The 11,916-nt window shown below is 65.2% G+C and carries 10 protein-coding genes; 5 read left to right on the forward strand and 5 right to left on the reverse strand.

From position 1 onward, the window contains the following. Window positions 1-58 precede the first annotated feature (58 nt). The 4 genes from A5785_RS07025 to A5785_RS07040 all read left to right on the forward strand — a co-directional run bounded on the left by A5785_RS07025 (window position 59) and on the right by A5785_RS07040 (window position 4,018). On the forward strand, window positions 59-883 hold the full coding sequence (locus A5785_RS07025; protein WP_005202014.1) for an SDR family oxidoreductase: 825 nt from the start codon (window positions 59-61) through the stop codon (window positions 881-883). A 43-nt stretch (window positions 884-926) separates the two neighbouring features. Beyond that, window positions 927-2,192, forward strand: coding sequence for an acyl-CoA dehydrogenase family protein (locus tag A5785_RS07030; RefSeq protein ID WP_005202013.1), 1,266 nt, complete (start codon window positions 927-929; stop codon window positions 2,190-2,192). Between the two features lie 8 nt (window positions 2,193-2,200). Continuing rightward, window positions 2,201-3,238, forward strand: a complete 1,038-nt coding sequence (locus A5785_RS07035; protein ID WP_005202007.1) for a phosphotransferase family protein — start codon at window positions 2,201-2,203, stop codon at window positions 3,236-3,238. Between the two features lie 72 nt (window positions 3,239-3,310). Further along, window positions 3,311-4,018 (forward strand): TetR/AcrR family transcriptional regulator, encoded by a 708-nt coding sequence (locus A5785_RS07040; protein ID WP_064862240.1) that lies wholly within the window; start codon window positions 3,311-3,313, stop codon window positions 4,016-4,018. Between the two features lie 60 nt (window positions 4,019-4,078). On the opposite strand, the gene A5785_RS07045 is transcribed toward A5785_RS07040, so the two are convergent. Both A5785_RS07045 and A5785_RS07050 read right to left on the reverse strand, forming a co-directional pair. Beyond that, window positions 4,079-5,611, reverse strand: coding sequence for an AMP-binding protein (locus tag A5785_RS07045; protein WP_005207936.1), 1,533 nt, complete (start codon window positions 5,609-5,611; stop codon window positions 4,079-4,081). Between the two features lie 73 nt (window positions 5,612-5,684). Next, a complete protein-coding gene (locus tag A5785_RS07050) occupies window positions 5,685-6,644 on the reverse strand; it encodes a phosphotriesterase family protein (RefSeq protein WP_005207937.1) in 960 nt (319 codons plus the stop codon). A 210-nt stretch (window positions 6,645-6,854) separates the two neighbouring features. Here A5785_RS07050 and A5785_RS07055 point away from each other — a divergent pair, with 210 nt between their 5' ends. Beyond that, window positions 6,855-7,811: a L,D-transpeptidase family protein gene (locus A5785_RS07055; protein ID WP_039856631.1), complete on the forward strand. Its 957-nt coding sequence runs from the start codon at window positions 6,855-6,857 to the stop codon at window positions 7,809-7,811. A 134-nt stretch (window positions 7,812-7,945) separates the two neighbouring features. On the opposite strand, the gene A5785_RS07060 is transcribed toward A5785_RS07055, so the two are convergent. From A5785_RS07060 to A5785_RS07070, 3 genes are all read right to left on the reverse strand, one after another. Then, window positions 7,946-8,641, reverse strand: coding sequence for a PIG-L deacetylase family protein (locus A5785_RS07060; RefSeq protein ID WP_005207939.1), 696 nt, complete (start codon window positions 8,639-8,641; stop codon window positions 7,946-7,948). A gap of 3 nt (window positions 8,642-8,644) precedes the next feature. Continuing rightward, window positions 8,645-10,045 (reverse strand): class II fumarate hydratase, encoded by a 1,401-nt coding sequence (locus A5785_RS07065; RefSeq protein ID WP_005207940.1) that lies wholly within the window; start codon window positions 10,043-10,045, stop codon window positions 8,645-8,647. Between the two features lie 87 nt (window positions 10,046-10,132). Beyond that, window positions 10,133-11,821: a fumarate hydratase gene (locus tag A5785_RS07070; protein WP_064865469.1), complete on the reverse strand. Its 1,689-nt coding sequence runs from the start codon at window positions 11,819-11,821 to the stop codon at window positions 10,133-10,135. Between the last annotated feature and the right edge of the window lie 95 nt (window positions 11,822-11,916).

Here is an 11,916-nt window from a genome sequence, read left to right on the forward strand (position 1 = left end):
CGAAAAAAGATCCACACCGTACTTGAACCTGAAATTGGGTTCAAGTACGGTTTCGTCTATGAACATCGACGGAAATGTTGCGATCGTCACAGGCGCGGCTGGCGGTATCGGTGCCGCCATCACGCGTGCGCTCATCGCGGGTGGGGCTCGGGTCGTTGCCACCGACCTCGACGACGACGCGCTCAAGCGCGCAGCGGCCGAGATTGATCCGAGTGGCGAGAACGTGGCGACGCTGGCCGGGGATGCGGGCTCGTCGACGCACATCGATGCGACCATCGCGCTCGCGGAGAGCCGGTTCGGTGCAGTGGACATCTACGTCGCGAACGCGGGCATCGGAGGTCGGCCGGGACTGTCGGCGTCGGATGCCGACTGGGACGTGGCGCTCAACGTCAACCTGCTCGCACATGTTCGTGCGGCGCGTCGCCTCGTTCCCGAATGGGTCGAACGCGGCAACGGCTACTTCATCTCGACGGCGTCGGCGGCAGGCCTGCTGACCCAGCTCGGGTCGGCCATCTACTCCACCACGAAACACGCCGCCGTCGCCTTCTCCGAATGGCTCAACGTCACCTACGGCGATGACGGCGTCAAGGTGAGCTGTCTGTGCCCGATGGGCGTCGACACCGCGCTGCTCCGTCCGCCGACGTCGCCGGACAACAGTGACGAAATGCTGATGCAGGCCGCCGTCGAGACCGCAGGCCGGGTGCTCACGCCCTCCGAGGTGGCCGAGGTGGTACTCGCAGCGATCGCCGACGACCATTTCCTGATCCTGCCGCACCCCGAAGTACTCGACATGTACCGCAACAAGGGTGCCGACTACGACCGCTGGTTGCGCGGGATGCGTCGGTACCAGAACACGCTCCGCGATCAGCTCACCAACGCGTGACACACCTGTTCTTCCGAAAGCCTTACACCACAAGGAGAATTTCATGAGTCTGTACGAGATGTCGCCGCGCGCAGCGGAATACCGCCAGCGCCTGCTCGACTTCATGGACCAGTACATCTACCCCAACGAGGCCGTGTACGAGCAGCAGATGCGCGAGCTCGACAATCCGCACGCCAACCCGCAGATCCTCGATCAGCTCAAGGAGAAGGCACGGGCAGAGGGACTGTGGAACCTCTTCCACCCGCACAAGGAGTGGGGACCGGGCCTGAGCAACCTCGAGTACGCGCCGCTCGCCGAGATCATGGGTCGCGTCGTCTGGTCGTCGGAGGTGTTCAACTGCAACGCTCCTGACACGGGCAACATGGAGGTGCTCACGCTCTTCGGCACCGACGAGCACAAGGAGCGCTACCTCAAGCCGCTGCTCAATGGTGAGATCTCGTCGGCCTTCGCCATGACGGAGCCCGCAGTCGCGAGTTCGGACGCCACCAATATCGAGCTCTCGATGGTCCGCGACGGCGACGAGTACGTGCTCAACGGGCGTAAGTGGTTCGCGTCCAACGCGGTTCGCCCCGACTGCAAGGTGCTCATCGTGATGGGCAAGACCGATCCGACCGCGCCGACGCACAAGCAGCAGTCGATGATGGTCGTACCCACCGACGCGCCGGGCGTCACCATCGTGCGCAACCTTCCCGTCTTCGGATATGTCGATCGCGAGAGCCACGGAGAACTTGTCTTCGACAACGTCCGCGTGCCCGCGGCCGACGTACTCAAGGGCGAGGGCGAAGGCTTCGCCATCGCACAGGCTCGCCTGGGACCCGGCCGCATCCACCACTGCATGCGGACCATCGGAATGGCCGAGCGCGCACTGGAATTGATGTGTGCGCGTGCCGCGTCCCGAGTGACCTATGGTGAGCCGCTCGCCGATCGCGCGAACATCCAGGACTGGATCGCGGAGTCGCGCATCGACATCGAGATGGTGCGTCTGCTCACCCTGAAGGCCGCCGACATGATGGACACCGTCGGAAACAAGGCCGCCGCCACCGAGATCGCGGCGATCAAGGTCGCCGCGCCCAACGTCGCGCTCAAGATCATCGACCGTGCGATCCAGGTGTACGGCGGCGCGGGCGTGACCGACGACTTCCCCCTCGCCATGGCCTACGCACACATTCGGACACTGCGACTCGCCGACGGTCCCGACGAGGTGCACAAGCGCTCGATCGCGCGTCGCGAACTGCGCCCGTACCGCACCGGACCGGTTCCGGAAACCGTTGCAGGCGTTTCGGATCAGGCTCTGGCCGCGCGGTGGTGAGTGCATCGGTGACTGATCTCGCCATCCCCGACGTCGACACCGATGCTTTGCTCACGTGGTTGTCGGACAACGGTATCGGCCTCGACGGCCAGGTCACGGCGACGAGAATCGGTGGCGGACAGTCGAACCTGACGTATCTGCTCTCCGACGGATCGGGTCGGCGCTATGTCCTGCGCCGACCTCCCGTCGGGCACCTGCTCGCGTCGGCTCACGATGTGGCGCGCGAGGCGCGCATTCTGTCGGCGCTCGCACCGACGGATGTGCCCGTACCCGAGGTGTACGGCGTGTGCACCGACGAAGCGGTGGCTCCGGTGCCGCTCGTCGTCATGGACTTCGTCGACGGCATCTCGTTGGAGAAGAAGGAGAATGCGGAGCTTCTTCCCCTGCCCGCACGCCGCAACGTCGGGACGTCGATGATGGAGACGCTCGCGCACATCCACGCCGTCGATCTCGATGCGACCGGTCTCACCGATCTCGCCAGCCACAAGCCGTACGCGCAACGCCAACTCAAGCGGTGGGCCGCGCAGTGGGAGAACTCGAAGACCCGAGAGATCCCCGAGGTGGATTCGCTGACCCGCAGGCTCGCCGAGAACGTCCCGGAGCAGCACGAGACGTCGCTGGTGCACGGCGACTTCCACATCCGCAACGTGATGGTCGACCCGACGACCGGCGACGTGCAGGCTGCTCTCGACTGGGAGCTGTCGACGCTCGGCGATCCGCTCGCCGACATCGGCAGCACCCTGGCGTACTGGCCCGAGGTGGGGGAGGAGATCCCCGGACGATTCAGCGCAGAGACCATGGAGGGTTTCCCGACCCCGGCCGACGTGGCAGCCGACTACCTCCGGATCACCGGGCGGGACCCGGAAGCGCTCAAGTACTGGCGGACGCTGGGGTTGTGGAAGGTCGCCATCATCATCGAGGGAGTCGTGCGTCGAATTCAGGACGACCCGACCAACCGCGCCGTCGTCGGAGCCCCTACCGCAGAGTTGGTCAACCGCTTCGTGGACAAGGCGAGCGCGATGGCCGACGAGGCAGGATTGGCGTGACCGGATACCGTTGATCGATCGAACTGCCCGGCCGGCAGCGACGTGAGGCCCGAGATTGCCGAGGATACCCAGATGAGTACCGAAACCGACGACACCGCCGCGCATGACACCGCGCTCGAGGTGCCGTCGGTTTCGGCTGCCCCGAGCGCGGTTCGCAAACCCCTGACCGCTCGCGGAGAGAGAACGCGGGCGGCTCTGGTGTCTGCGGCGCGCACGGTCTTCGAGCGCGACGGATTCGCCGACTCACGGCTCACCGACATCACCACTGAGGCCCAGTGCTCGATCGGGTCGTTCTACACCTACTTCGACAGCAAGGAAGAGATCCTCGACGCCGTGTTGGCCGAGGCGCATCAGGACATGCTGCATCCGGGCTTCCCGCACGTGGAGCCGGGTTCTGACGACGATCCCACCGAGATCCTCGCCGCAGCCAACCGGGCCTATTTCGAGGCGTATCGGCGTAACGCCGGCCTGCGTCTCGTGCTCGAGCAGGTGTCGTCGACGATGGCGGAGTTCCGTGAGAAGCGGCGCCAGCGCAGCCACGTGTTCGTCGAACGCAATGCGCGCCACATCCAGGAATTGCAGGAACGAGGCATCGCCGATCCAGAACTCGATGCGACGGCAGCGGCCGCGGCGTTGTCGGGCATGGTGTCGCGGATGGCCTACCAGGCGTTCATCGTCGGTGGCGAGCCGCATGACGTCGACGCGATGGTCGACACCGCCACCCGCCTGTGGGTCAACGCGATCGGCCTTCGCCGTCCGGGTTCGGCGTCGCGCGCCTGATCACCCGGACGGCACTCTCGCACGGGTCCGCAGCCTCGGATGAGGTTCCCGACCGCAACCTCATCGAGGCTGCCGTATACCAGTACCCGTCGAGCTGAGTTCGCGCAGCGAGTCACGGTCGATCGCGCGCTTGAGGATCTTTCCGGTCGCGCCCTTCGGCAGCGCGTCGACGACGTGGACGATCCGCGGAACCTTGTAGGCGCTGAGTCGTTCTTTCGCCCAGCCGCGTAGCGAATCGGTGTCGAGCACGGCGTCCGGCCGCAACGCGATGACCGCGGCGATCTCCTCGCCATAGTGGGCGTCGGGCACTCCGATGACGGCGACCTCGACGATGTCGGGGTGGGTGTAGAGCACCTCTTCGACTTCTCTCGGGTAGACGTTGTAGCCGCCGCGGATGATGAGATCCTTTGCGCGGTCGATGATCCGGAGGTCACCGTCGGCGTCCATCGCGCCGATGTCGCCCGTGCGCAGCCACCCGTCGACGAGCTCGGATGCGGTGGCCTCGGGGCGGTTCCAATAGCCCGTCATCACCGTCGGTCCTTTGAGGAAGATCTCACCGACCTCGTCGGCGGCGAGTGGTGTGCCGTCGGGATCGCGGATCTCGATGGTGAAGCCCGGCAACGCCGGTCCGACTGTTCCGACCTTCGGTTCGCCGTTGAGGTCGCGGAAGGTCGCGGTGCCCGCGGTCTCGGTGAGGCCGTAGCCTTCGAGGATCGCGCAGCCGAACTTGTCGGCGAACGCACGAATGACCTCACCCGGCATCGACGCTCCGCCCGAGCATGCCAGTCGCAGGTCGACGAAATCGTCTGACGAGTATCCGGACGCGTTCTGCAACATCGCATTCCACATCGTCGGCACGCCACAGGCGATGGTGACATGCTCGTCGCGGATGCGGTTCATGAACTCCACGGGCGCGAAGGGTGACAGCAGCGACAGGCTGCCGCCCCAGGTGAGTGAGTTGTGCATCACGACGACCTGGCCGAAGCAGTGGAACAGGGGAAGTGCTGTGGCCCAACGCTCTTCGTCGCCGAGCCGCAGTGCCGGGCGGAACGCGATCGGCGCAGCGTTGACGTTGGCGATGCTCAACTGGGCGCCCTTGGGCTTTCCGGTGGTTCCGGAGGTGTACAGGATGACCGCGGTGTCGTGCTCGTCGCGCTCGACGTACGAATCGACCGACGGCGCGTCTGCGGCCGGATCATCCTCGAACGGCTTCAGTTCGACGAACGGAAGGCCACGGTTCGTCGCGACCAGATCGGCCGCCGCTGCCGACTCGTGCCATGCGACGATCAACGAGGTCCCGGAATCGTCGACCACGTAGTCGATCTCGTGGGTGGTCGACATCGTGTTGACCGTGATGATGGTTGCGCCGATCGTATGGAGTCCGTAGTAGGCGATGACGAACTCGGGAATCGACGGCGCAACAAGCAGTACGCGGTCACCGGGAGAGACTCCCAAGGCCGCGAAACGCGCTGCGCTGCGGGTGATTCGAGCACGCAGGTCGCCGTAACGCAGGATGCGGTCGCCGCTGCGTACCGCGATGCGGTCGGGGTAGGTGTCGGCACCCTTCCACAGGGCGGCTACGGGGTTGGCCATGAGAATTCCTTATGACAGAAGGGTTGTGGAGCTGCATGCGCCCGGGGCGGTAGTCGCCCCGGGCGCATGGTGGTCACTCGAAGTAGCGGCGCGGGACGTCGACGAGCATGGTGGTGATGTCGGCGTCGCTCACACCCCGTTCACGCAGGGCGGGCAGCACGTCCTCGCTGATGTGGCGGTAGTTCCAGTTCGGGACCGCCTGCTTCTTGGCCTCGGGATCGAACCAGTCGATGAAGCACGACGCATCGTGGGCAAGTCCCATCCGATCGGCGTAACCGCGTTTGGCCAGTTCGACGATGGTGTTGATGCGGTCGTCGAAGGGCAGCAGGACGTCGAGTCCAAAGCGATCCATGCCCAGGATCGATCCCTCGTCGGCAAGCTTCATGAGGTAGTCGAGGTCGGTCGAGTCGCCGGAATGTCCGATGACGACCTTGCTCAGGTCGACGCCCTCCTCGCGCAGAACACGCTGCGCGACAAGGCCCGAGCCGGTGTGCGGGTTGGTGTGCACGGTGATCGGTGCACCGGTCTGAACGTGTGCCTGGCCGACGGCCCGCATCACGCGTTCGACGCCGGGCGTCAGGCCCTGCTCTTCGATGGCGCACTTGAGGAACGAGGCCTGCACGTCGGTGTCGGCGATGCCCTTGGTGAGGTCGCGGACGAAGAGGTTCACCAGCGGCTCGTCGACGTCGAAGAGCAGTCCCGGGCCGGTGTAGTGGAACTGGAAGGGAATGTCGTTGTAGGTGTAGAGGCCCGTCGCCACCACGATGTTCAGGTCGACCTGGTCGGCGATCTTCTTGATCCGGGGGATGTAGCGGCCCAGGCCGAGCACCGTCGGGTCGAAGATGGTGTCGATTCCAAGCCCCTTGAGCTCGCGCAGATCGCGCACGGCGTCGGCGATCTTGCGATCCTCGTCCCAGTCGTCCTGGTAGTTCTCCCGGTACTCCTCGCCGAGGACGAAGATGTGCTCGTGGATGAGAGTCGGGCCCAGGTCGCCCGAGTCCACGGGGCCCGTGACGGTGTTGACAGTGCTCATCTGATGTCCCTTCGAAGTGTGTGAGCAGTCGCCGACGGTGGTCGGTGTGCGCTGCATCACCAAAAGACAATAGATGAGGCTGAGTTCATGTTCAAGTAGCAGTTTTCACTGCTCTGTCATCCGATCAGTGCAGCACCGTGATGCCCCTGAGACTCACGCCCTGATGCCATTTGCCACACTTGAGTGGTGCAGAAGTTACTGATGAGGCGAATGAGACTGTTGGGACTTGTAGCGATTGCGGTGATGGCTGCAATCGTTGCCGGTGCCGGCCAGGCATTGGCCGCGCCGGGAACCTCGACAACTCCGACATCGCCCGCTCCCACATCACCCACGACACCCCACACGGGAACGCCGACGTTGCCCTCTGTCGGTATCCCGCAGGTCGACGGAATCCTCGACACTCTCGCGGGTAACGGATCGTCGAAGCCGGGTACCACGGCGTCGGACACCGGCCAGATGATCGTGGTCACGGCACCCAAGGCGTCCGACCCCACCGCGACGCTCACCGCGTTCGAGAAGGGTGCGGACAAGTCGTGGAAGCCCGTGTTCGGGCCGACCAAGGCGTTCCTGGGTTCGCTGGGAATGGGGGAGCCCAAGGACAACGTCTATCGCACGCCCGAGGGCACCTTCGCGCTGGACCAGGCGTTCGGTAGGCAGGCCAACCCCGGCACCAAGATGCCGTACTTCCAGGCGACGCGTCAGGACTGGTGGGACTCCAACATGAAGTCCCCGACCTACAACACCCACGTCCGCCAGGCGAACAGCCCCGGCGGTGACAGCGAGAACCTCTACGACGCAGGTCCGGTGTACGACTACGCGGTCAACATCGCACACAACCCGCAGCGCACCCCCGGCAAGGCGTCGGCGATGTTCCTCCACGTCACCAACGGCGAGCCGACGCAGGGCTGCGTTGCCATCGATCGCGACGTGATGCGCAAGATCCTCGCGTGGCTCGACCCCGCCAAGCACCCCAAGATCACCATCGGCGTCAACGCCGCCGCCCCCACGGGCGACGGGCCGTCGACCACCGCGCCGTCGGGAACGACGCCGAAGACGCCTACAACGCCGAGCCTGCCGGGAGTGTCAGACATCCTGGGCGACAAGGGGTTGAGTGACCTCTTGACGCAACTGGTCAACCTCATCCCGACTCTGCTCGGGACCAAATAGCGCACTCGCGGCGGTAGCCGCGCGCTGAATATGTGTTGAATCGAAGGACGTGGGTGCTTCAGCACCCACGTCCTTCGATATGACACACATATAGGACGAAGTGAGGGCCAGTGAACCCGAGGGCGACTCGGCCGTCACTCCGAAGTAGCGCGCGTCCTCTTGAGCTCGAAGCACGCCGCGCGACGACCACCGAAGTCGTCGCGCGGCGCGCTCACGAGTTCGATCTGTGCACGCGCCTGGTCGACGACCGGTGTGTCGGGATCGAGCACTCTGAGGTACACCTCATGTGCCGCAAGGGAATTCACTGCGACATCGATCTGCTCGGTGACGTCGACGGCGTGCGTCGGGTGTGGACCGTTCTCGAACAGCCAGCGCGGAGCTTCGTCGCCGAGTGAGTCGTACGCATCGAGAACCGCTGCGGCGAACTCCATGTGATCGCGCTGGTTGGGTTTACCCGGCGCCCACTCCGCTCCGCCGTAGAGCGAGAGCACCACCTGCGGGCCGACCCGTCGGATCGTCTCTGCGATCGCGGCGCGGAGCTCGGGAGTGTTGCGAATGTTGCTGTCCGGAAAGCCCCAGAACTCCACCTCGTCGACGCCGACGATGGCGGCAGACGCGCGTTGTTCGCCTTCTCGAAGCGGACCGGCCTCGGCTGCCGCCATGCCTTCGATGCCGAGCTCACCGCTTGACGCCAGCGCGTACACGACGCGTTTGCCTTCGCTCGTCCACTTCGCGACCGCCGCCGCCATGCCGTACTCCGGATCATCCGGATGCGCCACGAGCGCGAGCGCCGTCTGCCAGTCGGTGGGGAAGGGCGCGAGATCGGTCATGACTCAGCGCTTGTGGTCGAGGTTGGCCATCTTCAACACGTCGAGGCGCTTGTCGAGTTCCTCTTCGCTGAGCTTGTCGGGGACGAGACCACGATCGAGAACGGTCTGCCGGATCGTCTTCTTCTCCTTGAGGGCCTGCTTCGCGACCGCCGCGGCCTCCTCGTAACCGATGGCCGAGTTGAGCGGCGTGACGATCGACGGCGAGCTCTCGGCGAGAGTCCGCAGGCGCTCCTCATCGGCCTTGAGGCCGGAGATGCAGCGGTCGGCGAACAGCCGAGACACGTTGGCGAGGAGCTTCAGCGATTCGAGGACGTTGCGCGCCATCATCGGGATGTAGACGTTCAGCTCGAACGCACCGTTGCCGCCACCCCAGGTCACCGCCGCGTCGTTGCCGATGACCTGCGCCGCGACCTGCGTAACCGCCTCGGGCAGAACGGGATTGACCTTGCCCGGCATGATCGAGCTGCCTGGCTGGAGGTCGGGGAGGTGGATCTCGGCGAGACCGGTGAGCGGACCGGAACCCATCCACCGGACGTCGTTGGCGATCTTGGTCAACGAGACCGCGATGGTCTTGAGCTGACCGGACAGTTCCACGAGTCCGTCGCGGGCGGCCTGCGCCTCGAAGTTGTTCTTGGCCAACGTGATCGCGTCGACGTCGGTGAGCTTGACCAGTTCTTCGACGACCTTGGTGCCGAAGTGGTCGGGGGCGTTGAGACCGGTTCCGACGGCGGTGCCACCGATGGGCACCTCGCCGACCCGCGGCAGCGTCGCGACAAGACGCTCGATGCCTGCTTCGACAGCCCTGGTGTAACCGCTGAACTCCTGGCCGAGCGTGACCGGCACCGCGTCCATCAGGTGGGTGCGGCCGCTCTTGACCACCTCGCGCCACTCCTCGGCCTTGGCGAGCAGTGCCAACCGCAGGTGGTCGAGCGCGGGGATCAGGTCGGTGACGACGGCCTCGGTCGCAGCGACGTGCGTCGCGGTGGGGAAGGTGTCGTTCGACGACTGCGACATGTTGACGTCGTCATTCGGGTGAACCTCGACGCCGTTCGCCTTCGCGATCGACGCGATCACCTCGTTGGCGTTCATGTTCGAGCTGGTGCCCGACCCGGTCTGGAAGACGTCGATGGGGAACTGGTCGTCGTGCTTGCCCTCGGCGATCTCCTTGGCAGCGGCGATGATGGCGTCGGCCTTGGTGGCGTCGAGCAGGCCGAGGTCCTTGTTGACCTGCGCGCAGGCGGCCTTGAGCAGTCCCATCGCACGGATCTGCGTGCGCTCGAGCGGGCGGTGACTGATCGGGAAGTTCTCGACGGCGCGTTGCGTCTGTGCGCGCCACAGTGCGTCGACGGGGACCTTGACCTCGCCCATGGTGTCGTGCTCGATGCGGTACTGCTGCTCGCTCATCTGATGCGTCCTCCGGATGTCTGCGGTGGGTTAGGACTACCTCAATCCACGCTACTCGCCGCGACCTACCGCCCATCCGCGGCCCGGTCAGGACCTGACGCGCACCCCGAGCGGGACCGTCACCGTGCCGGACGGGTCGGTGAAGAAGTCGTTGCCCTTGTCGTCGACGACGATGAAGGCCGGGAAGTTCTCGACCTCGATCTTCCAGACCGCTTCCATCCCGAGCTCCGGGTACTCGATGACTTCCTGGCTCTTGATGGAATCGAGGGCGAGGCGAGCTGCCGGGCCGCCGATCGAACCGAGGTAGAAGCCGCCGTGGGCGTCGCATGCCTGCGTGACCTGCTTGGAGCGATTTCCCTTGGCCAACATGACCATTGATCCGCCCGCGGCCTGGAACTGCTCGACGTAGGAGTCCATGCGACCCGCCGTCGTCGGTCCGAACGAACCCGACGCCATGCCCTCGGGAGTCTTGGCCGGACCCGCGTAGTAGACGGGGTGATCGCGCAGATACTGCGGCATCGGCTCGCCTGCGTCGAGGCGTTCTTTGATCTTGGCGTGTGCGATATCGCGAGCCACGACGAGGGGCCCGGTCAGCGACAGTCGAGTCTTGACCGGATACTTCGACAGTTCGGCGAGGATCTCCGGCATCGGCCGGTTGAGGTCGATCTCGACGACCTGCCCTCCCTCGATGTCCTCGGCGACGCCGGCGTCCGGCATGTACTGCGCCGGATCGGTTTCGAGCTGCTCGAGGAACACGCCCTCGGAGGTGATCTTGCCCAGTGCCTGACGGTCGGCCGAGCACGAGACCGCGATGGCCACCGGGCACGATGCGCCGTGACGCGGCAGACGCACGACGCGGACGTCGTGGCAGAAGTACTTGCCGCCGAACTGAGCGCCGATGCCGAAGGACTGGGTCAGCTTGAAGACCTCCTCCTCGAGCTCGACGTCCCGGAAGCCGTGCGCCGACATCGAGCCCTCCGTGGGCAGCGTGTCGAGGTAGTGCGCCGATGCGTATTTCGCTGTCTTCAAAGCGAATTCGGCCGACGTCCCGCCGATGACGACGGCGAGGTGGTACGGCGGACAGGCGGCGGTACCCAGTGACCGGATCTTCTCGTCGAGGAAGGTCAGCAGGCGGTCGGGGTTGAGGATCGCCTTGGTCTCCTGGAACAGGAACGACTTGTTGGCGCTGCCGCCGCCCTTGGCCATGAAGAGGAACTTGTACTCAGGTCCCTTCGGCCCCTGCTGGGTCGAGTAGATCTCCACCTGCGCAGGCAGATTGGTGCCCGTGTTCTTCTCGTCGTATGTCGTCAACGGCGCGAGCTGTGAGTAGCGCAGGTTGAGTTTGGTGTACGCGTCGTAGACGCCGCGCGAGATCCACTCGCCGTCGTCGACGCCGGTCAGCACCCCCTCGGACTTCTTGCCCATGACGATCGCCGTGCCGGTGTCCTGGCACATCGGCAGTACGCCGCCCGCGGAGATGTTGACGTTCTTGAGCAGGTCGAGCGCGACGAAACGATCGTTGCCCGACGCCTCCGGGTCGTCGATGATCTTGCGCAACTGCCGCAGGTGTGCGGGGCGCAGGTAGTGGCTGATGTCGTGCATCGCCTCGGACGTCAAGCGTTCGAGGGCTTCCGGCGCGACCTTGAGGAAGGTCTGGCCGTCGACGTCGACCGTCGAGACCCCCTCGGTGGTGATCAGGCGATAGGGCGTGTCATCGGCGCCGGAGGGTAGCAATTCGGCATAGCGAAACTCCGGAGCAAGGGCTGGTTTGCTCACGTGCGGATCCTATCGCGGCCGGTCAGCGACCCTCCCGCGTCCCGGTGCCTGATGTGGGCCACGCCACGGGGATTCGTCACAGCTTTAGTCCGATG

The sequence above is a fragment of the Gordonia sp. 852002-50395_SCH5434458 genome (assembly GCF_001665905.1).
Classification (GTDB): domain Bacteria; phylum Actinomycetota; class Actinomycetes; order Mycobacteriales; family Mycobacteriaceae; genus Gordonia; species Gordonia jacobaea.